The organism is Pseudomonas sp. NY15356 (genome assembly GCF_048068175.1).
GTDB classification, from domain to species: domain Bacteria; phylum Pseudomonadota; class Gammaproteobacteria; order Pseudomonadales; family Pseudomonadaceae; genus Aquipseudomonas; species Aquipseudomonas putida_K.
In genome coordinates this window covers 1-26,492 of record NZ_JBLUPW010000030.1, presented here as the reverse complement: position 1 = coordinate 26,492, position 26,492 = coordinate 1, and the positions used below count along the sequence as shown (strand labels likewise).

At 64.3% G+C, this 26,492-nt stretch carries 27 protein-coding genes and 1 pseudogene; 11 read left to right on the top strand and 17 right to left on the bottom strand.

Annotated elements, in window-relative coordinates:
• Positions 1-5 precede the first annotated feature (5 nt).
• The 4 genes from ACNFCI_RS19980 to ribBA form a co-directional block, all read right to left on the bottom strand.
• Positions 6-815 carry an ABC transporter permease gene (locus ACNFCI_RS19980; RefSeq protein ID WP_084853554.1) on the bottom strand — a complete coding sequence of 270 codons (810 nt, stop codon included), beginning with the start codon at positions 813-815 and terminating at the stop codon, positions 6-8.
• Between the two features lie 5 nt (positions 816-820).
• A complete protein-coding gene (locus tag ACNFCI_RS19975; RefSeq protein ID WP_324817342.1) occupies positions 821-1,738 on the bottom strand; it encodes an ABC transporter permease in 918 nt (305 codons plus the stop codon).
• Positions 1,735-2,760, bottom strand: coding sequence for a polyamine ABC transporter substrate-binding protein (locus ACNFCI_RS19970; protein WP_324817345.1), 1,026 nt, complete (start codon positions 2,758-2,760; stop codon positions 1,735-1,737). The genes ACNFCI_RS19975 and ACNFCI_RS19970 overlap by 4 nt, the downstream gene beginning before the upstream one ends.
• Before the next feature lie 344 nt (positions 2,761-3,104).
• Positions 3,105-4,226, bottom strand: a complete 1,122-nt coding sequence (gene ribBA, locus ACNFCI_RS19965) for a bifunctional 3,4-dihydroxy-2-butanone-4-phosphate synthase/GTP cyclohydrolase II (protein WP_324815958.1) — start codon at positions 4,224-4,226, stop codon at positions 3,105-3,107.
• A gap of 77 nt (positions 4,227-4,303) precedes the next feature.
• Here ribBA and ACNFCI_RS19960 point away from each other — a divergent pair, with 77 nt between their 5' ends.
• From ACNFCI_RS19960 to ACNFCI_RS19950, 3 genes are all read left to right on the top strand, one after another.
• Positions 4,304-4,597, top strand: coding sequence for a DUF1330 domain-containing protein (locus ACNFCI_RS19960; protein WP_084853547.1), 294 nt, complete (start codon positions 4,304-4,306; stop codon positions 4,595-4,597).
• A 129-nt stretch (positions 4,598-4,726) separates the two neighbouring features.
• Positions 4,727-5,233: an antitoxin Xre/MbcA/ParS toxin-binding domain-containing protein gene (locus tag ACNFCI_RS19955; RefSeq protein ID WP_084853545.1), complete on the top strand. Its 507-nt coding sequence runs from the start codon at positions 4,727-4,729 to the stop codon at positions 5,231-5,233.
• A complete protein-coding gene (locus ACNFCI_RS19950) occupies positions 5,215-5,703 on the top strand; it encodes an RES family NAD+ phosphorylase (protein ID WP_324815952.1) in 489 nt (162 codons plus the stop codon). Before ACNFCI_RS19955 ends, ACNFCI_RS19950 begins: the two co-directional genes overlap by 19 nt.
• Before the next feature lie 125 nt (positions 5,704-5,828).
• Here the strand turns inward: ACNFCI_RS19950 and ACNFCI_RS19945 are convergent, their stop codons facing one another.
• The 9 genes from ACNFCI_RS19945 to ACNFCI_RS19905 form a co-directional block, all read right to left on the bottom strand.
• Entirely contained in the window at positions 5,829-6,392 is a 564-nt protein-coding gene (locus ACNFCI_RS19945; RefSeq protein WP_324815949.1) for an NUDIX hydrolase, read from the bottom strand.
• Positions 6,393-6,394: 2 nt separating this feature from the next.
• On the bottom strand, positions 6,395-7,147 hold the full coding sequence (locus tag ACNFCI_RS19940) for a GntR family transcriptional regulator (protein WP_084853540.1): 753 nt from the start codon (positions 7,145-7,147) through the stop codon (positions 6,395-6,397).
• A gap of 91 nt (positions 7,148-7,238) precedes the next feature.
• Positions 7,239-7,628, bottom strand: coding sequence for a carboxymuconolactone decarboxylase family protein (locus ACNFCI_RS19935; protein ID WP_046617259.1), 390 nt, complete (start codon positions 7,626-7,628; stop codon positions 7,239-7,241).
• A 162-nt stretch (positions 7,629-7,790) separates the two neighbouring features.
• Entirely contained in the window at positions 7,791-8,276 is a 486-nt protein-coding gene (locus ACNFCI_RS19930) for a flavin reductase family protein (RefSeq protein ID WP_368830287.1), read from the bottom strand.
• A 14-nt stretch (positions 8,277-8,290) separates the two neighbouring features.
• Positions 8,291-9,772: an aldehyde dehydrogenase gene (locus ACNFCI_RS19925; protein ID WP_084853537.1), complete on the bottom strand. Its 1,482-nt coding sequence runs from the start codon at positions 9,770-9,772 to the stop codon at positions 8,291-8,293.
• Complete coding sequence (locus tag ACNFCI_RS19920) at positions 9,769-10,602, bottom strand: alpha/beta fold hydrolase (RefSeq protein ID WP_084853536.1); 834 nt, start codon at positions 10,600-10,602, stop codon at positions 9,769-9,771. Before ACNFCI_RS19920 ends, ACNFCI_RS19925 begins: the two co-directional genes overlap by 4 nt.
• Before the next feature lie 71 nt (positions 10,603-10,673).
• Positions 10,674-11,270: an amino acid synthesis family protein gene (locus tag ACNFCI_RS19915; protein ID WP_084853534.1), complete on the bottom strand. Its 597-nt coding sequence runs from the start codon at positions 11,268-11,270 to the stop codon at positions 10,674-10,676.
• 188 nt (positions 11,271-11,458) lie between these two features.
• Positions 11,459-12,502: an LLM class flavin-dependent oxidoreductase gene (locus ACNFCI_RS19910; RefSeq protein ID WP_084853533.1), complete on the bottom strand. Its 1,044-nt coding sequence runs from the start codon at positions 12,500-12,502 to the stop codon at positions 11,459-11,461.
• Between the two features lie 88 nt (positions 12,503-12,590).
• Positions 12,591-13,076, bottom strand: a complete 486-nt coding sequence (locus tag ACNFCI_RS19905) for a flavin reductase family protein (RefSeq protein ID WP_196143078.1) — start codon at positions 13,074-13,076, stop codon at positions 12,591-12,593.
• A gap of 315 nt (positions 13,077-13,391) precedes the next feature.
• Here ACNFCI_RS19905 and ACNFCI_RS19900 point away from each other — a divergent pair, with 315 nt between their 5' ends.
• Positions 13,392-14,798 (top strand): cytosine permease, encoded by a 1,407-nt coding sequence (locus ACNFCI_RS19900; protein WP_368830286.1) that lies wholly within the window; start codon positions 13,392-13,394, stop codon positions 14,796-14,798.
• 117 nt (positions 14,799-14,915) lie between these two features.
• Here ACNFCI_RS19900 and ACNFCI_RS19895 read toward each other — a convergent pair whose 3' ends face one another.
• Together ACNFCI_RS19895 and ACNFCI_RS19890 are read right to left on the bottom strand one after the other, a co-directional pair.
• A complete protein-coding gene (locus ACNFCI_RS19895) occupies positions 14,916-15,779 on the bottom strand; it encodes a methyl-accepting chemotaxis protein (RefSeq protein WP_416768150.1) in 864 nt (287 codons plus the stop codon).
• Positions 15,771-16,541: pseudogene (locus tag ACNFCI_RS19890) on the bottom strand (MCP four helix bundle domain-containing protein); the annotation flags it as partial. The gene ACNFCI_RS19895 and the pseudogene ACNFCI_RS19890, both read right to left, overlap by 9 nt.
• 299 nt (positions 16,542-16,840) lie before the next feature.
• Between ACNFCI_RS19890 and tam the strand changes: the two are divergent.
• Positions 16,841-17,617, top strand: a complete 777-nt coding sequence (gene tam, locus ACNFCI_RS19885) for a trans-aconitate 2-methyltransferase (protein ID WP_084853525.1) — start codon at positions 16,841-16,843, stop codon at positions 17,615-17,617.
• On the opposite strand, the gene ACNFCI_RS19880 is transcribed toward tam, so the two are convergent.
• Entirely contained in the window at positions 17,607-17,978 is a 372-nt protein-coding gene (locus ACNFCI_RS19880; RefSeq protein WP_084853523.1) for a DUF2784 domain-containing protein, read from the bottom strand. The genes tam and ACNFCI_RS19880 overlap by 11 nt on opposite strands.
• A 159-nt stretch (positions 17,979-18,137) precedes the next feature.
• Complete coding sequence (locus ACNFCI_RS19875) at positions 18,138-19,007, bottom strand: LysR substrate-binding domain-containing protein (protein ID WP_368830285.1); 870 nt, start codon at positions 19,005-19,007, stop codon at positions 18,138-18,140.
• 262 nt (positions 19,008-19,269) lie between these two features.
• Between ACNFCI_RS19875 and ACNFCI_RS19870 the strand changes: the two genes are divergently transcribed.
• The 6 genes from ACNFCI_RS19870 to ACNFCI_RS19845 all read left to right on the top strand — a co-directional run.
• Positions 19,270-20,586 carry an MFS transporter gene (locus tag ACNFCI_RS19870; protein WP_324815927.1) on the top strand — a complete coding sequence of 439 codons (1,317 nt, stop codon included), beginning with the start codon at positions 19,270-19,272 and terminating at the stop codon, positions 20,584-20,586.
• 12 nt (positions 20,587-20,598) lie between these two features.
• On the top strand, positions 20,599-21,990 hold the full coding sequence (locus tag ACNFCI_RS19865; protein WP_324815924.1) for an FAD-dependent oxidoreductase: 1,392 nt from the start codon (positions 20,599-20,601) through the stop codon (positions 21,988-21,990).
• Between the two features lie 127 nt (positions 21,991-22,117).
• A complete protein-coding gene (locus tag ACNFCI_RS19860) occupies positions 22,118-22,828 on the top strand; it encodes a YebC/PmpR family DNA-binding transcriptional regulator (protein ID WP_084853516.1) in 711 nt (236 codons plus the stop codon).
• Between the two features lie 111 nt (positions 22,829-22,939).
• Positions 22,940-23,884 (top strand): LysR family transcriptional regulator, encoded by a 945-nt coding sequence (locus tag ACNFCI_RS19855; RefSeq protein WP_324815918.1) that lies wholly within the window; start codon positions 22,940-22,942, stop codon positions 23,882-23,884.
• 199 nt (positions 23,885-24,083) lie between these two features.
• A complete protein-coding gene (locus ACNFCI_RS19850; protein ID WP_368830284.1) occupies positions 24,084-25,496 on the top strand; it encodes a DOPA decarboxylase in 1,413 nt (470 codons plus the stop codon).
• 558 nt (positions 25,497-26,054) lie between these two features.
• On the top strand, positions 26,055-26,492 hold a 438-nt coding region (locus tag ACNFCI_RS19845), incomplete at its 3' end, for a Tc toxin subunit A (protein ID WP_416768148.1).

The following is a 26,492-nucleotide window of genomic DNA, read 5'->3' as shown; positions in this document are numbered from 1 at the left end:
AGCGCTCAGGCGCTGACTTCGTTGCGCCGGCGCAAGGCGGCGGCGATGACCATGACCAGGACCGACAGGCCGATCAGCAACGTCGAGGCGACGGCGATCACCGGGGTCAGGTCCTGGCGCAAGGTGGTCCACATCTTCACGGGCAGGGTCTGCAGGGTGGGGCTGGCCATCATCACGCTGAGCACCACCTCGTCCCAGGAGACCAGGAAGGCGAACAGGCCGCCGGCGATCATCCCCGGGCGGATCGCCGGGAAGGTCACCTTGAAGATCGCCTGCAAGCGCGAGGCGCCGCAGATCACCGCAGCGTCCTCGATCGATTGGTCGAACAGCTTCAGCGAGTTGATGATCGAGATGATGGTGAACGGCAGGGCGACGATCACGTGGCTGACCACGAAGGAAAACAGCGTGCCGGTGTAGCCGAGCTTGAGGAACAGGGCATACACCGCTACGGCGATGATCACCAGCGGCACGATCATCGGCAGGGTGAACAGGCCATAGAGCAACTCGCGGCCCGGGAAACGCCCGCGTACCAGGGCGAAGGCTGTGGGCAGGCCCAGCAGCACGGCGCACACGGTGGTGAGCACGGCGACCTTGAGGCTGGCCAGAGCGGCGTCCATCCACTCGGGGTTGGCGAAGAACTGTTCGTACCATTTGAAGGTCCAGCCCGGAGGCGGGAATACCAGCCACTGGGACGAGCCGAACGACAGCAGCACGATGAACAGGATCGGCAGCAGCAGGAAGGCCGCGATCAACCCGGTGGTCAGGTACAGGCCAGTGCGCAGCGGTCGGCCCATGGCGTTGGGAGTCAGGAGCATGGCATTTACCTCGCGTTGCCGACCGGGGATTCCGGCTGCAGCTTCAGGTAGAAGTAGAAGAGCACCAGGGTGATCAGCACCAGCAACGCGGCGGCGGCGCTGGCCAGGCCCCAGTTGAGGAACGACTGCACCTGCTGGACGATGAATTCAGGCAACATCATGTTCTGCGCGCCGCCGAGCAGGGCGGGCGTCACGTAGTAACCGAGCGACATGACGAACACCATCAGCGCACCGGAGAACAGGCCCGAGCGGCACAGCGGGATGAACACTTTCCAGAAATTGGTCCAGGGGCTGGCACCGCAGATGGAGCCGGCTTGCAGCACCATCGGGTCGATGGCCTGCATGGTCGCCTGCAACGGCAGCACGATGAACGGGATCATGATGTAGCTCATGCCGATCACCACGCCGGTGAGGTTGTGCACCATCTCCAGCGGCGCATCGATGATGCCGAGCGCCATCAGCACCTTGTTGATCACCCCCGAGGCCTGCAGCAGCACCAGCCAGGAGTAGGTGCGGGCCAGCAGGCTGGTCCACATCGACAACAGCACGATGTTCAGCAACCAGCGGCCCCAGCCTCGTGGCACCAGGGTGATCGCCCAGGCCAGTGGAAAGCCCAGCAGCACGCTGATCACGGTCACCAGGCCGGCCACGGAAAAAGTGTTGAGCAACACCCGCGTATAGGCCGAGTTGGCGAACAGCTGTTCGTAGTTGCCCAGCCCCGGTACCGGTTCCAGCACGCCGCGCAGCAACAGGCCGATCAACGGCGCGAAAAAGAACAGGCCAAGGAACGCCAGGGCCGGCAGCAGGTTGCGGCTGCCGCGCCAGCGTTGGCTCAAGGTGGGGCGGCGCACGGCCGCCCCCGGCGTGCCGGTGCCGCTGGGGGCGCCTTGCGCGTTGTGCAGGGCATTGATGGCGACTTTCATTTGACCAGCCACTCATTCCAGCGGGCCGCGATGGCCTGGCCGTTCTTCGCCCAGTAGGCGAAGTCGAGGGTCACCTGGTCCTGGGCATAGGCAGTCGGCAGGTTCGGGGCGAGCTCGGGCTTGAGCTGGGCGATGCTGTCAAGGTTGACCGGGGCGTAGGCGGTCAGGTTGGCGAAGTCGGCCTGGCCCTTGGCGCTGCTGGCATTGGCCAGGAACTTCATGGCCGCATCCTTGTTCTTGGCGCCCTTGGGGATGACCAGGAAATCGGCCATGACCAGGTTCTGCTTCCAGCTCACACCCACGGGTGCGCCATCCTGCTGCAGGGCGTAGACCCGGCCGTTCCAGAACTGGCCGAGGGAGGCTTCGCCTGAGGCCAGCAACTGCTGGGACTGGGCGCCACCGCCCCACCAGACGATGTCCTTCTTGATGGTGTCGAGCTTCTTGAAGGCGCGGTCCAGGTCCAGCGGGTAGAGCTTGTCGGCCGGTACGCCGTCGGCCAGCAGGGCCAGCTCGAGCACACCAGGGCTTGGCCACTTGTACAGGGCGCGTTTGCCGGGGTAGGTCTTGGTGTCGAACAGTGCCGTCCAGTCGACCGGCTTGTTGGCGCCGAGCTTGCCCTCGTTGTAGCCGAGCACGAAGGAGAAGAAGAACGAGCCCACGCCATGGTCGGAGACGAAGCGTGGGTCGATGCGATCACGCTGGATGGCGGTGAAGTCCAAGGGCTCGAGCAGGCCCTCGCTGGCGGCGCGCAGGGCGAAATCGGCTTCGACGTCGACCACGTCCCATTGCACGTTGCCGCTCTCGACCATGGCCTTGAGCTTGCCGTAATCGGTGGGCCCGTCCTGCACGACCTTGATCTTGGTGCTGTCGCTGAAGGGTTCGGCCCATGCCTGTTTCTGGGCGTCCTGGGTGGTGCCGCCCCAGCTGACGAAATTCAGGCTGTCGGCGGCCAGGGTGGCTTGGCAGGCCAGGGACAGCAGGCTGGCGGACAGCACAGTGGTGACTCGTTTGCTTAACAGCATGGTTGACGCCCTCATGATCTTGTTATTCGAGCGGGCTTCCTGTCGCCCGCCATGTAGTGGGGGAGCAGCTATCCAACGATGTCGCTTGGCCATTTGTTGTCAGTGTAGGTGGCCAAGAATTCAAGGTCTACGGGATATCATATTATGGTATTCCAAACTTTTCGCAAGAGGTTGAGGGCGACCGGCCATCACTAAAAACGTATGTCCAGACAGCAGTACGCCACGCTTCCCCTGTAGGAGCGGGCTTGTCCCGCGATTGCGTCAGTCGTCACAACAATGTTGTGTTGCCTGGCCCAATCGCGGGACAAGCCCGCTCCTACAGGGGAAGCGTGGCGTCTTTAGGTTCAGATGGCCCCGGCAGGCTCGAACGGAATGCTCTGCACCACCTCCAGCTCATACCCGGCAAGCCCCGCGTACTTCAACGGCGGGCCGAGGTGGCGCAGCTTGCCCACACCCAGGTCCTGGAGAATCTGTGCGCCGGTGCCGACTTCCGAGTACACCTTCGATTGGCCACGTTGGAACGGCTTGGCCGGCTGGGTCAGGTGCGGCACACGTTCGAGCAACGCCTGGGAGGATTCGTGGTTGGCCAGGATCACCACCACGCCCGCGCCTTCGGCGGCGATCTTCTGCAGTGCCGCCCACAACGTCCAGTTGGCGGGGCCTGCATATTCGGCGCCGACGAGGTCGCGCAGCGGGTCGATCACGTGCACTCGCACCAAGGTCGGCTGGTCGCGGCGGATATCGCCCATCACCATGGCCATGTGTACGCCGCCCTCGATGCGGTCTTCGTAGGTCACCAGGCGGAACGTGCCATGCACGGTGGGCAGTTCGCGCTCGCCGATGCGCTTGATGGTCTGCTCGGTGCTCAGGCGGTAGTGGATCAGGTCGGCGATGGTGCCGATCTTGATGCCGTGGTGTTCGGCGAACAGCTCCAAGTCCGGGCGCCGGGCCATGGTGCCGTCGTCGTTGAGCACTTCGACGATCACCGAGGCGGGGGCGAAGCCGGCCAGGCGGGCCAGGTCGCAACCGGCCTCGGTGTGCCCGGCACGGGTCAACACGCCGCCTTCGCGGGCGCGCAGGGGGAAGATATGGCCAGGCTGCACCAGGTCTTCGGGGCGGGCGTCGGGGGCCATGGCTGCCGCCACGGTCCGGGCCCGGTCGGCGGCGGAGATCCCGGTGGTGACGCCTGTGGCGGCCTCGATGGACACGGTGAAGGCGGTGCTGAACACGCTGCCATTGGCCGGCACCATCTGTTCCAGGCCCAGGCGCTGGCAATGCTCGTCGGTCAGGGTCAGGCAGATCAACCCGCGCGCGTGGCGGGCCATGAAGTTGATGGCCTGGGCGTCACAGCGCTCGGCGGCGATCAGCAGGTCGCCCTCGTTTTCACGGTCCTCGTCGTCCACCAGCAAGACCATCTTGCCGTGCCGGTAGTCCTCGAGGAGTTCTTCGATGCTGTTGAAAGCCATGTTGCACACTCGCTGTGGTAGGGTGGTTTTTATGGTATACCATCATACATAAATAACCTTTTTCAGGAGAGTGATGGATGAAGGCCTACTGGATCGCCCACGTGGATGTCACCGACCCCGAGCAGTACCAGCAGTACACCCAACGCGCCCCGGCGGCCTTCGCTGCGTTTGGCGGCCGCCTGCTGGCCCGTGGCGGGCGCAGCGAGGCGATGGAAGGAAGGCCTACCCCACAGCGTAGCGTGGTGATCGAGTTCGACTCGTACGAGCAGGCGTTGGCGTGCTACCGGTCCGAGGCGTACCAGGAGGCGTGCGGGTATCGGCAAGGTGTGGCGAGGGCTGAGGTGATCATTGTCGAGGGCGTCGCGCCCTGAGAATGCCATGGGGCCGGGTTCGGTCCTTTCGCGACGCAAGGTCGCTCGCCGCACAGAAAGACTCGTGCAACGGCCTTTCAGTCGATGTATCCTTCATTTGATGCTTTTTTATCACCAAATGAGGTGAACATGATCGAGACGACCAAGAAGGCACCTGCCCGTCGTGCGCGTTACGCCACGATCGAAGGCGGGCGCAAGGCAGCGCTCGAGGTCCGCGAGGCGGGCGGTGTGTTTTGGGGCTATTCCAAGGCCCACGATCAGTTGACCGAGGCCCAGCGTCTGGTACAGATCCGCGACGGTTTGCCGGCCAAGCTTTATCAGGAGGTCAAGCGCCTGTTCAGCCTGCCGGAAAAACAGTTGGCGGCGCTGTTCAATGCATCGATCTCGACCCTCGAGCGCCGTGTGCGCGATAACCAGCCGCTCGATGCCGTGGCCTCCGAGCGCCTGGACCGCATCGCCGAAATCACCCATCAGGCGGTGGCGGTCTTTGAAGGCGAAGCGCCGGCCGTGGCGTGGATGTCTCGGCCCAACGATGCGCTTGGCGGTATGGCCCCGGTAATGCTGTGCGAGACCGAGATCGGTGCCAAGCAGGTACGCCGGGCGCTGGTGGCCCTGGAATGGGGTGGCGTCGTCTGATGCTGGCCTGGCGCGTCGCCAAGGCTTCCCGGGCAGATGACCTCAGTGGCAGGGGCGCGGCGATCGTGGGTGGGCGCTGGAACCAGATCGACGTGCCGGCGCTGTACATGGGCTTGTCGCCGGCGATCTGTACGCTGGAGACCTTCGTTCATGCGGCCGGTCGCCCGCAGTTTCCACTCAAGATCACCTGTTTCGAGCTGCCCGATGATCCGGCACTGTACCTGGAGCCTGCAGCCGGCGAGCTGCCTGCCGGCTGGGATGCGCTGCCGGCCGACAGCCCCAGCATGCTGTTCGGCACGCGCTGGCTCGAAGCGCGCAGCCACCTGGGGCTCATCGTGCCTTCGGTCGTGCTGCAACTGGAGCGCAACCTGGTGGTCAACCCGCTGCACCCGGCGGTACGCGAGGTCCGTGTGCGCGAGGTGTTCGATTTCGCCTATGACGAGCGAATGTTCAAGGTGCGCACGGGTTGACCCGGCCCAATCGCCGGCAAGCCGGCTCCCACAGGTACGACGGTGCCTCTGAAAATAGCGCAGGCAGGTGGGAGCCGGCTTGCCGGCGATCAGGCCGCAGCGCAGCCCTACAATTTGGCAACCTATCAGCGGATGAAGTGCACCTTGCCGGTATCGTCGTTGCCCATGTAGATGCCATACACCCCCGCCTGGCGCTCGAGGATGTAGCGCTCGAGGATCTGGCGGATAGCGGGGTAGTAGATCTCGTCCCAGGGAATCTCGTCGGGTGCGAAGAAGCGGTAGGCGAGGGTCTCGGGACCGTACTGGCCGGTCTCTTCCGTGGCGATGGCGCGGAAGATGATGTACACCTCGCTGATCTTGGGCACGCTGAAAATCGAATAGGGCGAGACGATCTCGCCGCGTACGCCGCTTTCTTCCCAGACCTCGCGCAAGGCGGCCTGTTCGGTGGTCTCGCCGGCCTCCATGAAGCCGGCCGGCAAGGTCCAGGTGCCGGGGCGAGGGGGGATGGCGCGTTGGCACAGCAGGTACTTGCCATCGCGCTCGATGATGCAGCCGGCAATGATCTTGGGGTTGATGTAGTGGACATAGCCACACCCGGCGCAATGCAGACGCTCATGGGTGTCGCCGCTGGGAACGCCCCGGGCGAGCTCCGTTGTGCAGTGCGGGCAATAGCGCGGGGCGGAGGGCATGGTCAGCGGCCTATGCGGGGGTCTTTGAGGGGCAGGGGTTCGACGATGTCGCGGACTTTGGTGTTGTCTTCCTGCTTCTGGCGCAGGTAGTCCAGGGCTACCTTGGCGGCGGCGCGTACATGGTCGACCGAGGCCTGGTGCGCACGCTGCGGGTCGCCGCTCTTGATCGCCTCGACGATCTTTTCCATTTCCTGGTTGCTGGCGCCGCGACGGTTTTCCTGGGATACCGACGTGGCACGCAGGTAGCTGATGCGGGCCTGCAACTGGCGCAGCTGCTGGGCGGCGACCTGGTTGCCGGAGCCTTCCAGAAGGACGTCGTAGAACCCTTGCACCGACTCCAGCACCTGTTGCAGCTCGCCTTCCTCCAAGGCTTGGCGGTTGACTTCCAGGGCACGTTCCAGCGCGCGGATGTCCTTGGCCTTGGCATTGAGGGTGAACAGCTGGACGATCAGCCCTTCGAGCACGCAGCGCAGCTCATAGATGTCGCGGGCGTCTTCCAGGGTGATGATCGCCACCCGCGGGCCCTTGGCGTCGGCGAACTCCACCAGGCCCTCGGATTCGAGGTGGCGCAGCGCTTCGCGGACCGAGGTGCGGCTGACCCCGAGGCGGTCGCAGAGGTCGCGTTCGACCAGGCGATCGCCGGGCAGCAGGTGGAAGTTCATGATCGCCCCGCGCAGTTTGTCGAGCACGATTTCGCGCAGGGTAACGGGGTTGCGGTTGACCTTGAAGCTGTCGTCGAGGGGCTGGCGTTTCATCGAGTGCGCTCTGAATGAGGCTGCCCGGCCGCGATCAGGGGAGCACCACGAACCTGGGGCGCTCTCCTTGCGTGGTTCGAACAGCCCGCTGTTAACGGGTTGACTCCGCATCGGCTTCGGCGAACGCCTCGCGGGCCAGGCGGAAGCTGTCCACCGCCGCGGGTACGCCGCAATAAATGCCGACCTGGAGCAGGATCTCGCGAATTTGTTCACGGCTCAGGCCATTTCGCAAGGCGCCGCGGATGTGCAGCTTGAGCTCGTGGGGCCGGTTGAGCGCGGAAATCATGGCCAAGTTTATCATGCTGCGCTCTTTGAGCGACAAGCCTTCGCGGCCCCAGACATGGCCCCAGCAATATTCGGTGACCAGCTCCTGCAAGGGCCTGGTGAAGTCGTCGGCGTTCTGGATCGAACGATTGACATAGTCCTCACCCAGCACCTGGGTGCGGATCTGCAGGCCTTTTTCGTATTTCTCGTTGCTCATGCGCCGTGCTCCTGCGTGAAAAAAGGGGGCCGCAACCGAAGGTGAGGGGGATGCGCGGCCCCCGGAAACAGTGAGGCTGCTGCGCAGCCCATCGCAGGCTCCCACAGCCGACCATGTAGGAGCTGGCGAAGCCTGCGATGGGCCGCGTCGCGGCCCCGTGATTCAGCCTAGCGTTGGCAGCGCGCCGAGCTTGCCCTTGTGATACACCATCGGGGTCACCGGCTCGGTGGGCAGGATCAGGTTCTTCACCTGGCCGACGATGATCGCATGGTCGCCACCGTCGTACTCGCGCCACAGCTCGCACTCGATGATCGCCGTGGCCTTGGCCAGCAGCGGGTTGCCCAGCTCGCTCAGTTGCCACTGCACACCTTTGGCCTTGTCCCTGCCCTTGCCGGCGAACGCATAGGCCTCGGCGGTCTGGTCGGCAGACAACAGGTGGATGGCGAACTGCTTGCTGTCACGCAGGACCGGGTAGGTGTCGGAGGCGTAGTTGGGGCAGAACAGCACCAGCGCCGGGTCGATCGACAGCGCGCTGAAGGCACTGGCGGTGATGCCGACGATGGCGCCGTCGGCGTCCAGGGTAGTGACCACCGTGACGCCGGACGGGAAGGAGCCCATCACGTCTTTGTAGATGCCTGGTTCGATCATCTTCGTGCCCTCGGTCAACGCATCACGAACGGGTCGGGCATGGGGGCGGTGGAGAGGTTGATCCACACCGTCTTGAGCTCCGTATAGGCGAGCACCGAATCGATGCCGCTTTCGCGGCCATAGCCGCTGTTCTTGAAGCCACCGATCGGAGCCATGGCCGAGACCGCGCGGTAGGTATTGACCCAGATGATGCCTGAGCGCACGTCGCGGGCCAGGCGGTGGGCACGGCCCAGGTCACGGGTCCAGATACCGGCGGCGAGGCCGAACTGCGAGTCGTTGGCGATGGCCAGGGCCTCTTGCTCGGTCTTGAAGCGGATCACCGCCGCCACCGGGCCGAACACTTCCTCCTGCATGATCTTCATCGAATTGCTGTCGCACTCGAACAGGGTCGGCTCATAGAACCAGCCATCACCCTCGACCTCGGCGCGCTTGCCGCCCAGGTGCAGCTTGGCGCCCTCGGCCTTGGCCGCGGCGACTAGGCCTTCGACCACGGCCAGCTGTTGGGCGGTGGCCATCGGGCCCATCTCGCTGGCGTCATCCTGGGGGTTGCCGATGCGGATGCGCTTGGCACGCTCCACCAGGCGAGCGACGAACTCATCGAAGATTTCGTCCTGCACCAGCAGGCGCGAACCTGCCACGCAGCTTTGTCCGGAAGCGGCATAGATGCCGGCGACGGCGCCGTTGATGGCGCTGTCCAGGTCGGCGTCGGCGAAGATGATGTTCGGCGACTTGCCACCCAGTTCCAGCGACAGCTTGGCGAAGTTCTCGGCGCTGCTGCGCACCACGTGGCGGGCGGTTGCCGCGCCGCCGGTGAAGGCGATCTTGCGCACCAGTGGGTGACGGGTCAACGCCGCACCAGTGCTAGGGCCGAAGCCTGTGACCACGTTGACCACACCTGCCGGGAAGCCGGCTTCATGGGCCAGCCGCGCCAGCTCCAGGATGGTCGCCGAGGCATGCTCGGACGGCTTGAGCACGATGGTGTTGCCGGCGGCGAGGGCCGGGGCCAGCTTGATCGCGGTCAGGTACAGCGGGCTGTTCCAAGGGATGATCCCGGCCACCACACCGATGGGTTCGTGCACGGTGTAGGCGAACAGGTCCGGCTTGTCCAGGGGCAGGGTGCCGCCTTCGAGCTTGTCGGCAAGGCCTGCGGTGTAGTGGAAGAACTCGGGCAGGTAGCCGACCTGGCCGCGGGTTTCGCGGATCAGCTTGCCGTTGTCACGGCTCTCCAGCTGGGCCAGGTGCTCCTTGTTCTCGGCGATCAGGTCGCCCAGGCGGCGCAGCAGCTTGCCTCGCGCAGTGGCGGTCAGGCCACGCCAGGCTGGGTTTTCGAAGGCACGCTGGGCGGCCTGTACGGCCAGCTCGACATCGGCTTCATCGGCATCGGGCAGCTGCGCCCAAGGGCGCGCGGTCGCCGGATCGAGGCTGTCGAAGGTCTTGGCGCTCTGCGCATCGCACCATTGGCCGTCGATGCACATCTGGAAACGTACGAGGGTCATGCCACTATCCCCTTGGCGGATTCGGTGAACGTGCGGGCTTGCTTGAGGAAGTCCAGCAGCATCTTGTTGACTTCGCGCGGCGCCTCCACCGGCATCATGTGCCGCTGCTCGGCCAGCACCACGCTGCGTGCCCCTGGGATACGCGCCGCCAGCTGGCGGGCCATGTCCGGGGTCGAGCCCAGGTCGTGCTCGCCGGTGGCGATCAGTGCCGGTACCTGGATGCTGCCCAAGTCCTCGGCGCGGTACATGTCCTGGGTGGCAAACAATTTATAGGTGGTCAGGTAGCCCTGCGGGTCGTTGCCGGCCAGGGTCTGACGAATGGCCGCGACCTGGGCCGGGTTGGCTGCCTGGTACTCACGGCTGAACCAACGCGCCAGCGCCGCTTCGGCATTGGCGTCGGGGCCGTGCTCGGCGGCCTGGGCGGCACGGGCGATGACACCGGCGCTCTGCTCGGGGCTGCGGTTGAACACACTGTTGAGCACCACCAGAGCCGCCAGGCGCTGCGGGTGGTGCAGGGCGAAGGCTCGGGCGACCAGGCCGCCCATGGAAAAACCGATGACCGCAGCTTGCGCAATCTGCAGGTGATCAAGCAACTCGGCCAACTGTGCGGCGTAGCCTGCAAGGTCGGTGTCGGCGGCAGGGCGCGGGCTCTGGCCGTGGCCAAGCATGTCGTAGGCGATGACGCGGTAGTCGCTGGACAGGCCGACGAACTGCCCGCCCCACATTTCCTTGTTAAGGCCCACGCCGTGGATCAGCACCACGGGCTGGCCCTGGCCGAGGCTCAGGTAGCTGGTCCCGGCGGGTGTACGTTCAGCAACAGGCTGAATCATGGAGGGCGCTCCTCGAAGGGCGGGCGTGGCGCCAGTGCTTGCGCGCAACGCCCCGGCCCGTCTGGTTGTTGTTATTGAGCGTTGGCCTTCTCGGCGGCCAGTTCTTCCAGGTCGATGTAGCGGTTGCCGATGCGAGGGTGCAGGCGGCCGCCGTCGGCTGCGCCCAGGACCACGACGATCTCGTCGGCGCGCGGGGCGTCTTCGATCTGCATCTCCAGGGTGATGTAGTGCGAACGCAGGCCTTCGTCGTCCTTCTGCATCATCGGAATCTGGATCGAGGTGCCCGGGCCGCCGCGCTTGTTGGTGAAGCTCAGGTAGCTCTTGGCCTGGACAGCTTCGCGGTAGTGATTGCCGAAGCGCAGGGTGTGGATGACGGCCGACGCGTGCTCGATCTCACCGTCGGCACCGACCACGGCCGCCTTGCCATAGGCTTCGATCTTGTCGGCACCACCGATGGCCGCGCACAGGCGCTCGACCATCAGCGCACCGAGGTCGGAGCAGTTGGCGCGGATTTCCGGCTTGAGGTCCTCGACGAAACCGCGACCGGCCCATGGGTTCTTGATCACCACGGCCAGGCCGACCATGGTCACCGGCTTGTCGGTGGCCTTGCCGCCTTCGATACGGGTCTCTTCGGAGTAGGTGACGATCTTGCGGATTTCGAAACTCATGGAGGGCTCCAGGTGAGGGTTATCAGCTCTTGTTGTCTGATGGTATACCATAATATCAGTAGTGCAAGAGGTTGCCTGAAATTTATGTGGCGGGGCGGATGAAAGGCGGGTTGGGGGGATTTGCTGCGCCTGGAAAATCGAGCGCAGCCCGCGCGGCGCATCGCGAGCTGCGCCCCAACTAACAAAACTCAGGCGAACGCCGGCACCACTTCCTTGATGAACAGCTCCAGCGACTTCTTCTTCTCGGCATGGGGCAGGCTGTTGTCACACCAGAAGCTGAATTCGTCGACGCCCAGTTCCTGGTAGTACTTGATGCGCGCGATGATCTGCTCGGGCGTACCGATCATGGTGTTCTTGCGGATGTTCTCCAGCTCGAACGCTGGTACCTCGGCGAACTTCGACTCTGGGCTGGGCTCCAGGAAGCCGTTGACCGGGGTGGTCTTGTTGCCGAACCAGGCATCGAAGGTACGGTAGAAGCGCGAGATGGCCTGGGCGCCGACTTTCCAGCCCTCGGGTTCGTCCGGGCTGTGCACATGGGTGTGGCGCAGCACCATCAGTTGCGGGCGAGGCACCTCGGGGTTGTTGTCCAGGGCTGCCTGGAATTTGTTCTTCAGGTCCAGGACCTCCTCGTCACCCTTCATCAGCGGGGTGACCATGACGTTGCAGCCGTGCTTGACCGCGAAGTTGTGCGAGTCCGGGTCGCGGGCGGCAATCCACATCGGCGGCATGCCTGGCTGTACCGGCTTGGGCACGCTGGTGGAGGTCGGGAACTTGTATACCTCGCCTTCGTGGGCATAGTCGCCCTGCCACAGCTGGCGTACCGCCGGAACCATTTCGCGCAAAGCCTTGCCGCCGTCTGTGGCGGGCATGCCGTTGGCCATGCGGTCGAACTCGAACTGGTAGGCGCCCCGGGCCAGGCCCACTTCCATGCGCCCGTTGCTGATCACATCGAGCAGGGCGCATTCGCCGGCCACGCGGATCGGGTTCCAGAACGGCGCGATGATGGTGCCGGCGCCCAGGCGGATGGTCTCGGTGCGCGCGGCCAGATAGGCGAGCAGCGGCATGGGGCTGGGCGAAATGGTGTATTCCATGGCGTGGTGTTCGCCGATCCATACAGTGCTGAAACCGCCGCGCTCGGCCATCAGGGTCAGTTCGGTCAGGTCTTCGAACAGCTGGCGGTGGCTGACCTGCTCATCCCAACGTTCCATGTGCACGAACAACGAAAATTTCATGGGGGTTTTCCTCGGAGCTTGTTGTTATCGCCTGCCGGAGCAGGCGGTCAGATCTGATGCACGACAAGCGGGCAATCCCGCTGGTGATTCAGGCGAAGGCCGGCAGGCTGGCCATCTTGCCGCGGCAATACACCATTGGCCGTGGTGCTTCCTCGGGCACGATCAGGTTATGCACCTTGCCGACCATGATGGCGTGGTCGCCGCCCTCGTATTCACGCCACAGCTCGCACTCGATGATCGCGGTAGCGTTGGCCAGCAGCGGGTTGCCCAGCTCGCTCAGCGACCACTCGATGCCGGCGGCCTTGTCCTTGCCTTTCTTGGCGAACGCGTAGGCCTCGGCCTGCTGCTCACCGGAAAGCAGGTGGATGGCGAAGCGCTTCTGCTTGATCAGCACGGGGTAGGAGTCGGAGCTGTAGTTAGGGCAGAACAGCACCAGCGGTGGGTCCATGGACAGGGACGAGAAGGCACTGGCAGTGAGGCCGACGATCGAGCCGTCGTCGTCCAGGGTGGTGATGACCGTGACGCCGGACGGGAAGGAGCCCAGGACGTTCTTGTAGACGGTTGCGTCGATCATGGCGTGTTCCTCGGGTAGGGCAGCGGTGGTCCGCATTTTTATCGTTGATGTGTCTGATGGTATACCGTAAGACATCGATTGCAAGCAGAATTTTTTCTGCGGGCTCATAGGCGATAAACGGTAAAGGCCCCGAATTCAGTGGGTTTGTCAGCCAGACGGAAACTTCGAGACGGGGCGTGAGGCAGATCAGATGCGCTGAAAAAGCGCGGTGCAGTGTTGTCAAAAGCTTGGAATACCATAATATGGTGCGCAGCTGAGAGGCCGCCTCGAGCGGTTTCCTACAAAGATAAAAAACGACCTTTCGAGCTGAAAACCATGTCCCAACCGTCGTCGCAACACCAGTTTGTCGAAAATCACACGGTCGATTACGTTCCACCTGCCGAGCGCCATGGGAAGGCGCGTGACCTGTTCACCCTCTGGTTCAGCACCAACATCGCGCCGCTGCCCATCGTCACCGGTGCCATGGTGGTCCAGGTGTTCCACCTGAACCTGGTGTGGGGATTGGTCGCCATCGTGCTGGGGCATCTGCTGGGTGGCGTGGTCATCGCCCTGGCCTCTGCGCAGGGGCCGCAGTTGGGCATCCCGCAGATGGTGCAGAGTCGCGGGCAGTTCGGGCGTTACGGCGCCTTGCTGATCGTGTTCTTCACCGCGTTGATCTATGTCGGGTTCTTCATTTCCAACATCGTGCTGGCGGGCAAGTCGATCCATGGCATCGCCCCCAGCGTGCCGATGCCCACGGCGATCGTCATCGGCGCCCTGAGCGCCACGGCCATCGGCGTGATCGGCTACCGCTTCATCCATACCCTCAACCGCATCGGTACCTGGGTGATGGGTTCGGCGCTGTTGGCAGGCTTCATCATGATGTTCAGCCAGGCGCTGCCGACGGACTTCTTCAGCCGAGGTGCGTTCAACCTGTCCGGCTTCGTCGCCACCGTGTCGTTGGGGGTGATCTGGCAGATCAGCTTCTCGCCCTATACCTCCGACTATTCGCGCTATCTGCCACGTGAAGTGGGCATCGCCAAGCCGTTCTGGGCCACCTATTTCGGCGCCACCCTGGGGACCATCCTGTGCTTCACCTTCGGGGCAGTGGCGGTGCTGTGCGTGCCGGAGGGCACTGACGCCATGGCGGCGGTGGAGCAGGCGACGGGGTGGCTGGGGCCGGTGTTGATGGTGCTGTTCCTGTGCAACATCATCAGCCACAACGCGCTCAACCTGTACGGTGCGGTGCTGTCGATCGTCACCGCCATCCAGACCTTCGCGGCCCAGTGGACGCCAAGCGTCAAGGTGCGGGTGATGCTGGCCACGGTGATCCTGGCGGCGTGCGGGCTGGTGGCGCTCAACGCCTCGGCCGACTTCATCGGCCAGTTCATCGGGCTGATCCTGGCGCTGCTGCTGGTGCTGGTGCCCTGGGCGTCGATCAACCTGATCGACTTTTACCTGATCAAGAAGGGCGTGTACGACATTGCCTCGATCTTTCGCGCCGATGGCGGCATCTATGGGCGCTTCAACCACCACGCGATCATTGCCTATGCCTGCGGCATCCTGGTGCAGTTGCCGTTCGCCAACACGTCGTTGTATGTCGGGCCGTATTCGAACCTGGTGGAAGGGGCGGACCTGTCGTGGCTGTTCGGATTGCTGGTGACGTGCCCGCTGTATTACTGCCTGGCGACCCGGAGCAAGAAACCGAGCGGTGTGGTGCGGGCCGTGCGTGTGAATGACTGATACCAGGGGCTGCCATGCAGCCCAATCGCCGGCAAGCCGGCTCCCACAATGGGCTGGACTTCGCCTCTGTGGGAGTGGGCTTGCTCCGCGAGAGGGCCGCAGCGCGGCCCCGCTGGCTCACAGCTTGAACTGAGCCACCATCGCGTTCAACTCCACCGCCAACCGCGACAGGTCCTGGGCTGCGGCGCTGGTCTGGTTGGCTCCCGCCGACGTCTGCATGGCCAGGTCGCGGATATTGACCAGGTTGCGGTCCACCTCGCGGGCCACCTGGGCCTGTTCTTCCGAGGCGCTGGCGATCACCAGGTTGCGTTGGTTGATCGAGGCGATGGCCTCGGCGATCACTTCCAATGCCTGGCCAGCCGATTGGGCCACCTCCAGCGTACCGTTGGCGCGGCCCTGGCTGGTGTGCATGGCACTCACCGCGCGCTCCGTGCCGGACTGGATACCACTGATCATCTGCTCGATTTCCGCAGTGGACTGCTGGGTACGGTGGGCGAGGGCGCGCACTTCATCGGCCACCACGGCGAACCCGCGACCGGCCTCGCCGGCACGGGCCGCTTCGATGGCCGCGTTGAGCGCCAGCAGGTTGGTTTGCCCGGCGATGGCACCGATCACATCCAGCACCCGGCTGATCTCGTTGGCGTTGCTGGCCAGTTGTTCGATTTCCTCGGAGGTCCCGGTTACGTCGTTGACCAGGTGTTGGATAGACGCCAGCGCCTGGTTGACCTGGTCACGGCCGTCGCGGGTGGTCTGGTCGGCGCCCTTGGACGCATCGGCGGTGCTCACCGCGTTGTTGGCCACTTCCTCGACGGCGGCGGTCATCTGGTTGACTGCCGTGGCGGCCTGGTCGATTTCGGCGCTTTGCTGGTGCAGCCCGCGGCTGGTGTCTTCGGTGACCGTGTGCAGCTCCTCGGAGGCAGAAGCCAGCTGGTCGGAGGAGGCGGCGATCTTGCGCAGCGTCTCGCGCAGGCTCTGTTGCATGCGGCCCAGGGCGCGCAGCAGTTGTGCCGGCTCGTCACGGCCGTCCACTTGAATATCGCGGGTCAGGTCGCCGGTGGCCACCCGTTCGGCGACCTGCACGGCGTCGGCCAGGGGCAGGACGATGCTGCGGGTGAGCAGCAGGGCGATGGCGACCAGGGCGAGCAGAATCACCACCAGGGTGCCCACGATCAGCGCGAAGGCTTCATCGGACGCCGTGCTGCTGCGCAGGGACGACTGTTCGGCGTTGTGGGCGTTGTACTGGATGAGCGCACCGAGTGCCTTCATCATACTGTCGGCGTATTCGGCCATAGGGCCATTGATCAGCCGGCGTGCGTCGTCGAGCTGCCCGGCGGCGACGGCGTCACGAATGGATCGCTGCTGGCCATGGTAGCGCTCGCTCAGCTGCATGAACGTGTTGAACAAGGCACGGTCTTCGTCGACGACGATGGTACCTTCGTACACCTTCAGGTCTTTCTCAAGTTTCTGGTTGATCTCGACGATCTTGTCCAGGACGACCTTGCGCGCGGCGGGTTGCTCTTCCAGAGCGCTGCGCAGGGTCAGCGCCCTGGCCCGCCCCAGGCCATTGCTGATATCGCCCAGCGAGATGATTGCCGGCAGCCAGTTCACACGGATCTCGTCCGTGGCGCTGTCCATCTTGCGGGTTTCGTAAAGCGCGATCAGGCCCATGGCCAGGACCAGAAGACCCAACAGGGCGAATACGCCGGCTGCCCGTATGCCGATTTTCAGATTCCGTAGTTGCATGTGAGATTTCCTTGGCGGTAGCGGCATCAAGAGCACGGACAAGACGGCACGGGTCGGGTATTTGCACTCATGATGCGCTGAGAGTTGAAAATAAATCCTTACCATCCTTATTGTTTTTAGCAGAATGATGACATATGGCCATCATTTATGGGTAGGCGCTCAACGACGCTTTGGTACCCCCAAAACGACCTCGACGAAAGTCCTTGCGCCATTGACCAGGCCCTGTGTCAGGCGGACAGGGCGACGCCTGGTCGACGCATGGCTTATGCTGACTATTCAGTTTGCCGAAGGAGCCTGTCATGACGTGGTCCGCTACCCAATATTCCCTGTTCGAGGACGAGCGCACCCGCGCTGTGCGCGACCTGCTGGCCGCAGTGCCGCCACGCCCGGTGCGTCACGCCACCGACCTTGGGTGCGGCCCGGGCAACTCCACCGAAGTGCTGCGTGGCCAACACCCCGATGCCATGGTGGTGGCCCTGGACAGCGATCCCGACATGATCGACAAAGCGCGTCAGCGGCGGCGCCTGTGCGTACCCCAGGTGCGCTGCGAAATCGGTGACATCGCCAGCTGGACAGCCAGCGAGCCGCAGGACCTGATCTTGGCCAACGCATCGCTGCAATGGGTACCCGACCATGGCACCTTGTACCCACATCTGGTGCGGCAATTGACCGAAGGCGGGAGCCTGGCCGTGCAAACACCGGACAACATCGATGAACCGGCCCATCGGCAATTGCGCGAGATCGCCAGCCAAGGGCCATGGGCGGGCAAGTTCGCCGACTTTTCGCTGCCGCCACGGCATAACGCGGCGTTCTACTACGACCTGCTCAGCCCCCTGTGCACCCGAGTAGATGTGTGGCGCACGACCTACCATCACCCGATGGCCGGTGGTGCCGAAGCGGTCGTGGAGTGGTTCAAGGGCTCGGCCCTGCGCCCGTATCTGGCACGGCTGGATGAACGGGAGCAGGCGGATTTCCTGCAGCTCTACCTGCAGGCGATGCAGCAGGACTACCCGCCTGCCAGCGATGGCAAGGTGCTGTTGCCGTTCCCACGGTTGTTCGTGGTCGCTACCCGCTAGCACGGCGCCAGCGCCAGGCCACGTAGCCATATACGGCCAGGTTCAGCAGCAGTACGAACATGCCCAGCAGGAGCTGGATTTGCGGCGTCAGCCCGGCGGGGTAGATCAACGGCCAGATGTAATGCTCGATGAAGCCGCCCGGGTAGCCGGCCTGGCCCGCGGCGGCACGCAGGCGGTTTTCCCAGACAGTCAACGGGCAGCCCAGGTGCAGGCATTCCACAGCCAGGCCCCAGGCCATGGCCGGCAGGTGAATGAACAGGGCAGGGCGCCACTTGAGCGTCAGCAGGCCGCCGAACAACACCAGCAGGATGAAGGCCAGGTGCAGGAGGACCAGGGCGTCGGCGGCGAGGCGGGGGAGCATGCTGGGAGTCCGCGAAGAAGCGTTACCTGAGCATAGGTCTCTTGCCAGTACGATGGAAATTGTGTCTGGCCTATCGCTGGCAAGCCGGCTCCCACAGGTCTGGCAGTGTCTCTGATACAGCGCAGGACAAGTGGGAGCCGGCTTGCCAGCGATGAGGGCTCAGGGGTGTTCACGCACCATTTCCAGGAAGGTCGCCACCACCCGCCGGGTGCGCTGTTCGCTCAGGCATACCAGGGTCTCGGTCAGGTGCCGTTGGCAGTCGAGGATCGGCAGTGCGCATACCCGGGCATCGGCGCCGAACTCGGCGGCCGACACCACACCCACGCCAATGCCTACCACCACTGCTTCCCGTGCGGCCTCGCGGCCTTCGACCTGGATCGCCGGGCGGATGCGCAGGCCGGCACGTTGCATTTCCTCCTCAAGCGTCTGGCGGGTCACCGAACCCGGTTCGCGCAGCACCAGCGGGGTATCGTCCAGGTCGGCGAGGGTGATCGAGCTGCGGCTGGCCCAGGGATGGTTGCGTGAGACGAACGCCACCATCGGGTCGCGGCGCATGGGGACGCAGAACAGCCGCTCGTCATCGACATCGCGCCCGAGCAAGGCCAGGTCGGCCTGGTAACTGAACAGGCGGGCCAGGGATTCGTCGGTGTTGCCCGTTTCGATCTTCACTTGGATACCTGGGTAGCGCTGGCAGAACCGGGCGATCTGCGGCAGTACGTGGACCGGGGCGTCCACGGCCAGCACCAGGCTGCCGGTATGCAGGGCGCGGGAGTCCTGCAGCAGCTCCACCGCCTCGGTTTCGCAGGCGAACAGCCGCTGGGTGACACCCAGCAGGCGCTCGCCCAGGTCGGTCAGTTGCACCGAACGTTTGTTGCGATGGAACAGCAGCACACCGAAACGTTCCTCGAGCTTGCGCACCTGGTCGGAGACTGCCGGCTGGGTGAGGAACAGTTTTTCCGCAGCACGGGTGAAGCTGCCTTGCTCGGCAACTGCGTGAAAGGCCTTGAGTTGAGCGTGGGAGACCGACATGACCACTCCGTAACAAGCTGAGCTTATGTGTGAAATACGATAAATCGATTTTATTTATCAGTCACCAACTGGTTCCATGTTCGACAGCCCAGCGGCGTTGCCAAAAGCAACCACCGGAGGCCATGGCACTTCCCCGGTCACGCCCGACCGCCGTGCCATCTGACCAATGACGGTCCTACTCGTCATGCAGTGCGCAACACAACAACAAAACAGGCGTTTTTTCACATTCTGCCGGCACACTCGAGCAAGAGGTCAGAGTCAAATGAATCAATCCCTAGCGGCCATGAAGCGCTGGCGCGTCCAGATCTTCGCAATCACCTGGCTGGCATATGCCGCCTTCTATTTCACCCGCAAGGCCTTCTCGGTCGCCAAGCTCGGCATCGGCGAAGATCCCTCGTTCATGCTCGACAAGGCCGCCATGGCCAACCTCGATGCGATCTACCTGGCGGCCTACGCCGTGGGCCAGTTCACCTGGGGCATGCTTGCCGACCGCTTCGGCCCGCGCGTGGTGGTGCTCGGCGGCCTGCTGATCTCGGCCGCCGCGGCAGTGGTGATGGGCAGCTACGCGACTTTCCCGATCTTCGCCACCTGCATGCTGGTCCAGGGTCTGGCCCAGTCCACCGGGTGGGCGGGGCTGTGCAAGAACATCGGCAGCTTCTTCCCGGCGGTGCAACGCGGGCGGGTGCTGGGCCTGTGGAGTTCGTGCTACGCCTTCGGTGGCCTGGTGGCGTCTCCGTTCGCCGGCTGGTGGGCCTATACCCTGATCGGCACCTGGCACGCGGCGTTCTTCTCCAGCGCCGCAGTGGTGGCGGGCGTGGCGGTCTTGTTCTTCATCTTCCAGCGCAACAAGCCCGAAGACGTCGGCCTGCAGCCGGTGGAGCCCGAGCCACAGAGCATGGCGCCGGGCTCGAACCTGTGCAGCGTCTGGGCGCCGTTGAAGGAGATCCTGCGCAACCGCACGGTGCTGACCCTGGGGCTTGCCTACTTCATGCTCAAGCCGGCGCGCTACGCCATTCTGCTGTGGGGCCCGGTGATCGTCTTCGAACACATGCCGTCGGTGGGCAAGGTGGGGGCCGCCATCATTCCGACTGCCTTCGAGCTGGCGGGCCTGCTCGGGCCGATCATCATCGGCGTTGCCTCCGACAAACTGTTCGGGGCACGGCGCATGCCCGCCTGCGTGATCAGCCTGGTACTGCTGACCCTGGTGCTGGCGGGCTTCATGGGCGCCATGCAAACCGGCAGCGTGGTCCTGGTCGTAGCCCTGCTGTTCGTCATGGGCCTGACCCTGTACGGGCCTGACTCGATGATCAGCGGCGCGGCCGCGATCGATTTCGGCACGGCCAAGGCCGGTGCTACCGCGGCAGGCTTCGTCAACGGTTGCGGCTCGGTGGGCGCGGTACTCGGCGGCCTGCTGCCTGGCTACTTCGACAGCGTCACGGTGTTCATCATCTTTGCCTGCACCGCGCTGTTCTCCGCCCTTGTGCTCCTGCCGCACTGGAACAGCCGTCCGGCCAGCCTCGTGGCGGCCAATGACGTGGCCCCGAACACTGCAATGGCGATCAAGCCCGCACGCACCTGAGGAATGCAATAGATGAGACCCTTCTGGCTGCAACAGGCCCTGGACATCGAAGGCGAGGCACCATGCCCGCCGCTCGCCGGTGACGCGCGCTGCGACGTGTGCATCGTCGGGGGTGGCTACACCGGCCTATGGACCGCCTTGATGATCAAGGAACAGGCACCCTCGCTGGATGTGCTACTGATCGAGGCGGATATCTGTGGTGCCGGGGCCAGCGGCCGGAACGGCGGGTGTGCATTGTCATGGTCGGCCAAGTATTTCACCCTCGAGCGGCTGTTCGGGGCGGCCGAGGCGGTGCGTCTGGTGCGTGAGTCGGAGCGCAGCATCACCGCCATCGGTGAGTTCTGCGCGGCCAATGGCATCCAGTGCGACTACCGCCTGGACGGCACCTTGTATACTGCGACCAACCAGGCTCAGGTCGGCAGCACCGATGCGGTGATCGCTGCCCTGGAGAACAAGGGGATCAATTCGTTCCAACGCCTGCCGCTGGAACAGGTGCAACGCCTCGCCGGGTCCACCCGGCACCTGGAAGGCTGGTATTCGCCGGCTGCCGCCACGGTGCAACCGGGCCGGCTGGTGCGCGGCCTGCGGCGGGTGGCCTTGGCACGGGGGGTACGGATCCACGAAGGCACGGCGATGACGGGCCTGGAGCATGGCGCACCGGTACAGGTGCACACCCGCCAGGGGACCATTCGCGCCGACCGTGTGGTGCTGGGCCTCAATGCCTGGATGGCGCGGGCCTTCCCGCAGTTCGAGCGCAGCGTGGCGATCGTCTCCAGCGATATGGTGATCACCGAGCCGTGCCCGGAACTGCTGCGTGAAATTGGCCTGGTCAGCGGTGTGAGCGTTCTCGATTCACGGATTTTCGTGCACTACTACCACAACACCAGCGACGGGCGGCTGATGCTCGGCAAAGGGGGCAACACCTTCGCCTATGGCGGGCGTATGTTGCCGGTGTTCGACCAACCATCGCCTTACCGGCCACTGCTGCGCGAGAGCCTCGGCGCGTTTTTCCCGGCGCTGGCCGACGTGCCGCTGGCGGCCAGTTGGAACGGCCCGTCTGACCGCTCGGTGACCGGCCTGCCGTTCTTCGGCCGGCTGGATGGGCAGGGCAATGTGTTCTATGGCTTTGGTTATTCCGGCAGTGGCGTGGGGCCATGCCACATGGGTGGGCAGATCCTGTCGTCGCTGGCCCTGGGGCAGGACAACCCCTGGACCCGTTCACCGCTGGTCAAGGGGCCGCTGGGCCAGTTCCCGCCGGAGCCGATCCGCTATCTGGGGTCGTTGATGGTGCGCAATGCCATCCGTCGCAAGGAGCGCGCCGAGGACCGCGGTGTACGGCCACGGCACCTGGACGTGCGCCTGGCGCGGTTCGCGGCGGCGGCGGGCAAGGCCGACAAAGCCTGATTTTCTGCCCTGATCGCGGGGCCTGTGTCGAGATTTCTTGTCGATCCAACCGGCGAGGGCGTATAAACTGCTCCCACTTTTTGGCCGGTCGCTTCCTGAACCGGCCGCTGAAACAAAGAGAGTCGACATGGGCGCACAGTGGAAAGCCAAGCATAAAGAAGCCGCAGCCAATGCCAAGGGCAAGATCATGGGCAAGCTGGCCAAGGAAATTCAGATCGCTGCCAAGTCCGGCGCCGACCCGGACATGAACCCGCGCCTGCGCCTGGCCGTGGAACAGGCCAAGAAGGCCTCGATGACCCGTGAAACCCTCGAGCGCGCCATCCGCAAGGGCGCAGGCCTGGACGGCGACTCGGTGCAGTATCACGCAGTGACCTACGAAGGGTTCGCCCCGCACCAGGTGCCGCTGATCGTCGAATGCCTGACCGACAACATCAACCGTACCGTCGCCGAGATCCGCGTGGCCTTCCGCAAGGGCCAGCTCGGTGCCAGCGGCTCGGTCGCCTGGGACTTCAACCATGTCGGCCTGATCGAGGCGACACCCAACGGCGATGCCGACCCTGAACTGGCCGCCATCGAGGCCGGTGCCCAGGACTTCGAGGAAGGCGAGGAAGAGGGTTCGACCCTGTTCATCACCGACACCACCGACCTGGACGCCGTGCAGAAGGCCCTGCCGGAGCACGGCTTCACCGTAATCTCGGCGAAGATCGGCTACACCCCGAAGAACCCGGTCAGTGCAGCCAGCCTGAGCGCCGAGGCCCTGGCCGAGGTCGAGGCCTTCCTCGAGGCCATCGACAACCATGACGACGTGCAGAACGTCTATGTCGGCCTGACTGACTGATCCACGGGCCCCCATCACGGGGCAAGCCCGTTCCCGCAGGTCTACTGCAGCCCTTGCGGGAGCGGGCTTGCCCCGCGATCGAGGGCGCCGCCCTCGCCGGACCCCTCATCGATGAATCCCACCTTCGCCTCTCTCAGCCTCGCGCACCTGCGCACCCTCGACTGCCTCCTGCAGCTGAAGAACCTCAGCCACGCCGCCGAGCGTCTGGGCTGCAGCCAGTCGGCCTTGAGCCGGCAATTGGCCAACCTGCGCGACGCCTTCGACGATCCCTTGCTGGTACGCCAAGGCCGCGGCTACGTGCTCAGCGAGCATGCCGAGTCGTTGGTCGAGCCCCTGCGCCAAGTGCTGGAAGAACTGCAAGCCCTGCGCCAACCGGCGGTCTTCGATCCGGCGCGCTGCGAGCGACGTTTTTGCCTGGCGGCCTCGGACTATGTGGCCGAGCACATGCTGCCCTTGCTGGTAACAGCCCTGGAGCGCGAAGCGCCCGGCGTCACCCTGGAATATCGCACCTGGCAGGCGGGGCAGTACGCCTTGCTGGCCAGCGGCGAGATCGACCTGGCCACCACCTTGTTCGACGAGTCGCCGCCCAATCTGCACGGGCGCCTGCTGGGCGAGGACCGGGCGGTGTGCCTGATGCGCCAGGATCACCCATTGACCGCCTGTGCCAGTGTGAGCCAGGACGACTACCTGGCGTTCAAGCATGTGCGCATTTCAGGCGGCGGCGACAAGGACAGTTTCATCGACCGGCACCTGCGCGCTCAGGGCCTGCAACGACGGATCGGCCTTCAGGTGCCGTTCTTCTGCGCCGCGGTGCAAGTGATCGGCAATGGCCAGGCCCTGGCCACGGTGCCCGAGCACATTGCCCGTCAGCTGTGCCGCTTGCACCCGCTGGCCTGGCGGCCACTAGGTTTCATTGCCCATACCCAGCGCTACTGGGTGGTCTGGCACCAGCGGCTGCAGGCCTCGGCCGAGCACCGTTGGTTGCGCAACCGGGTGTTCGAGTTGTGGCGCCAGTCGCAGTTCGGTGTGCACGGCGGGCATGCGCCTTCGCCATAGCAGCTATGCACCAAGCGGGGTTCTTTGCGCAGGGAGAGGGCGCCTAGACTCTCCGGCATGACGCAGGTCCAATCGCGGGACAAGCCCGCTCCTACAAACGAATCGCTGCCCCCATGGGTCGGCCGCCGGTTTTTTGTAGGAGCGGGCTTGCCTCGCGATTGGGCCTGCACTGACCACCAAGATGCCCAGGAGCGCGCCCATGACCCCAGAAGACTTCCGCAAATACGGCCACCAACTGATCGACCTGATCGCCGACTACCGCCAAGGCGTCGCCGAGCGTCCGGTCATGGCCCAGGTCGAGCCAGGCTACCTCAAGGCCGCGTTGCCCGCGGCGGCTCCGCAACAGGGCGAGCCGTTCGAGGCGATCCTCGCCGATGTCGACAAGCTGCTGATGCCTGGACTGTCCCACTGGCAACATCCGGACTTCTACGGCTATTTCCCCTCCAACGGTACCTTGCCGTCTGTGCTGGGCGATTTTCTCAGCACCGGCCTGGGCGTGTTGGGCCTGTCGTGGCAGTCCAGTCCGGCGCTGAGCGAGCTGGAGGAAACCACCCTCGATTGGCTACGCCAGCTGCTGGGGCTCTCCGCGCACTGGAGCGGGGTGATCCAGGACACCGCGTCCACCAGCACCTTGGTCGCGTTGATCTGTGCCCGTGAGCGGGCCACCGACTACGCCCTGGTGCGTGGTGGGTTGCAGGCCCAGGAGAAACCCCTGGTGGTCTATGTCAGTGCTCATGCCCATAGCTCGGTGGACAAGGCTGCGCTGCTGGCCGGCTTCGGTCGCCAGAACATCCGCCTGATCCCCACCGACGAACGTTTCGCCATGCGTCCGGAGGCGCTGCAGGCCGCTATCGAGGAAGACCTGACCGTTGGTAACCAACCCTGTGCCGTTGTCGCCACGACCGGTACCACGGCCACCACCGCGCTCGACCCATTGGCCGCGATCGGTGCCATTACCCAGGCGCACCAGCTGTGGTTGCATGTCGATTCGGCCATGGCGGGCTCGGCGATGATCCTGCCCGAATGCCGTTGGATGTGGGCGGGCATCGAGCTGGCCGACTCGGTGGTGGTCAATGCCCACAAGTGGTTGGGCGTGGCCTTCGATTGCTCGATCTACTACGTGCGCGACCCGCAGCACCTGATTCGGGTGATGAGCACCAACCCCAGCTACCTGCAGTCGGCAGTGGACGGGGAGGTGAAGAACCTGCGTGATTGGGGGATCCCCTTGGGGCGTCGGTTCCGTGCCCTGAAGCTGTGGTTCATGCTGCGCAGTGAAGGTGTCGAGGCCCTGCAGCAACGTTTACGCCGCGATCTGGACAACGCTCGCTGGCTGGCCGAGCAGGTCGAGGCCGCACCCGAATGGGAGCTGCTGGCGCCGGTGCAGTTGCAGACCCTGTGTATCCGCCACCGGCCAACAGGGCTGGAAGGTGAAGCCCTGGATGCACATACCCGCGCCTGGGCGGATCGGCTCAATGGTTCCGGCAATGCCTATGTGACGCCGGCGACTCTGGATGGACGCTGGATGGTGCGAATATCGGTGGGCGCGCTGCCCACCGAACGGGCTCATGTGGAACGGTTATGGGCGAATCTGCAGGGTATCGTCAAGGCTTGAGTCCACACGCTCGTGTTGTGGCCTGATAGCGGGCATGAGCATCAGGTTGGCCTTGTGATCGGGCTGTGCAGCGGCCCGGTCACCTCACAGCCATTTCCCGTGCGGCGACGACGTTATCTGCAACTGGAAAGACGATGCTTCAACACACCTATTACTTCTGCCAGTTAGTACCAGTGCTGTCCTTGGCTACCATCCACATCGCTGGTTGAGAGGTTAAATGTAGCGGCTCAATGCAGGGAAGAACGGGCAGTTCGATGCCCGGTTTAATTGTATGGACGAGTGAGAGGATATGTGATCAGGATGAACTAGCGCCCCGCGTACTTCACATGGGAAACATCTAAATGTTTTGACCAGCACCGTCAGCGGTGTTGTCCTTTCTTCGCCCCCGCCTTTTTCCTCCGTTGTAATGTCTGGTGTGTGCGACGGAACTGCGCCTCCTTCAATAAAAATTACTTGCTTCAGGCGAGCGCTTTGCCTGTACAGGGTCGACACATTGTTGGGCTTCGGCCGACGACCGTGTCAGGGGGCGCGCCTGCTCATGATTAAATGAGGCTGGATATGTCGCGAAAAGAATTTGATGTTCCTGCTGCCGTCAAACTGACGGCGGCGGCTGGGCTGCGCTCTTGCGCAGAACTGCATACCGAGCTGGGTGCGGAACTCACCTTGTGTCAGGTGCAAGCGTTGCATCAGGCTGCCCGCAAGGCATGCAACGATGCGCTGATAAACGAAAAAAAGATCCTGACTCGCGCCTCGCCCCTATTGCCCCAGGCGATCAGGCGCGGCATGGCATCTCCCGATGCAGCGGTGCACGACTACAAAGAATGGTTCGGCGGCCGCGCAGCGAAGTTTGCCGCCCCAGGCAGCGTCGCCTCGATGTTCTCGCCGGCCGCCTACCTGGCAGCCCTGTACCGGGAAGCGAAAAAACTCTACCCCGCAGGCAATGCCTGGCATATCGACACACGTCGCCCTGACCTGAAGAACCTGGTGCTCAGCCAG

Coding starts and splice junctions, on each gene's coding strand:
- ACNFCI_RS19980 (WP_084853554.1), bottom strand. CDS start 815: ATGCTCCTGACTCCCAACGCCATGGGCCGACCGCTGCGCACTGGCCTG.
- ACNFCI_RS19975 (WP_324817342.1), bottom strand. CDS start 1,738: ATGAAAGTCGCCATCAATGCCCTGCACAACGCGCAAGGCGCCCCCAGC.
- ACNFCI_RS19970 (WP_324817345.1), bottom strand. CDS start 2,760: ATGCTGTTAAGCAAACGAGTCACCACTGTGCTGTCCGCCAGCCTGCTG.
- ribBA (WP_324815958.1), bottom strand. CDS start 4,226: ATGGCTTTCAACAGCATCGAAGAACTCCTCGAGGACTACCGGCACGGC.
- ACNFCI_RS19960 (WP_084853547.1), top strand. CDS start 4,304: ATGAAGGCCTACTGGATCGCCCACGTGGATGTCACCGACCCCGAGCAG.
- ACNFCI_RS19955 (WP_084853545.1), top strand. CDS start 4,727: ATGATCGAGACGACCAAGAAGGCACCTGCCCGTCGTGCGCGTTACGCC.
- ACNFCI_RS19950 (WP_324815952.1), top strand. CDS start 5,215: ATGGGGTGGCGTCGTCTGATGCTGGCCTGGCGCGTCGCCAAGGCTTCC.
- ACNFCI_RS19945 (WP_324815949.1), bottom strand. CDS start 6,392: ATGCCCTCCGCCCCGCGCTATTGCCCGCACTGCACAACGGAGCTCGCC.
- ACNFCI_RS19940 (WP_084853540.1), bottom strand. CDS start 7,147: ATGAAACGCCAGCCCCTCGACGACAGCTTCAAGGTCAACCGCAACCCC.
- ACNFCI_RS19935 (WP_046617259.1), bottom strand. CDS start 7,628: ATGAGCAACGAGAAATACGAAAAAGGCCTGCAGATCCGCACCCAGGTG.
- ACNFCI_RS19930 (WP_368830287.1), bottom strand. CDS start 8,276: ATGATCGAACCAGGCATCTACAAAGACGTGATGGGCTCCTTCCCGTCC.
- ACNFCI_RS19925 (WP_084853537.1), bottom strand. CDS start 9,772: ATGACCCTCGTACGTTTCCAGATGTGCATCGACGGCCAATGGTGCGAT.
- ACNFCI_RS19920 (WP_084853536.1), bottom strand. CDS start 10,602: ATGATTCAGCCTGTTGCTGAACGTACACCCGCCGGGACCAGCTACCTG.
- ACNFCI_RS19915 (WP_084853534.1), bottom strand. CDS start 11,270: ATGAGTTTCGAAATCCGCAAGATCGTCACCTACTCCGAAGAGACCCGT.
- ACNFCI_RS19910 (WP_084853533.1), bottom strand. CDS start 12,502: ATGAAATTTTCGTTGTTCGTGCACATGGAACGTTGGGATGAGCAGGTC.
- ACNFCI_RS19905 (WP_196143078.1), bottom strand. CDS start 13,076: ATGATCGACGCAACCGTCTACAAGAACGTCCTGGGCTCCTTCCCGTCC.
- ACNFCI_RS19900 (WP_368830286.1), top strand. CDS start 13,392: ATGTCCCAACCGTCGTCGCAACACCAGTTTGTCGAAAATCACACGGTC.
- ACNFCI_RS19895 (WP_416768150.1), bottom strand. CDS start 15,779: ATGCAACAGAGCCTGCGCGAGACGCTGCGCAAGATCGCCGCCTCCTCC.
- tam (WP_084853525.1), top strand. CDS start 16,841: ATGACGTGGTCCGCTACCCAATATTCCCTGTTCGAGGACGAGCGCACC.
- ACNFCI_RS19880 (WP_084853523.1), bottom strand. CDS start 17,978: ATGCTCCCCCGCCTCGCCGCCGACGCCCTGGTCCTCCTGCACCTGGCC.
- ACNFCI_RS19875 (WP_368830285.1), bottom strand. CDS start 19,007: ATGTCGGTCTCCCACGCTCAACTCAAGGCCTTTCACGCAGTTGCCGAG.
- ACNFCI_RS19870 (WP_324815927.1), top strand. CDS start 19,270: ATGAATCAATCCCTAGCGGCCATGAAGCGCTGGCGCGTCCAGATCTTC.
- ACNFCI_RS19865 (WP_324815924.1), top strand. CDS start 20,599: ATGAGACCCTTCTGGCTGCAACAGGCCCTGGACATCGAAGGCGAGGCA.
- ACNFCI_RS19860 (WP_084853516.1), top strand. CDS start 22,118: ATGGGCGCACAGTGGAAAGCCAAGCATAAAGAAGCCGCAGCCAATGCC.
- ACNFCI_RS19855 (WP_324815918.1), top strand. CDS start 22,940: ATGAATCCCACCTTCGCCTCTCTCAGCCTCGCGCACCTGCGCACCCTC.
- ACNFCI_RS19850 (WP_368830284.1), top strand. CDS start 24,084: ATGACCCCAGAAGACTTCCGCAAATACGGCCACCAACTGATCGACCTG.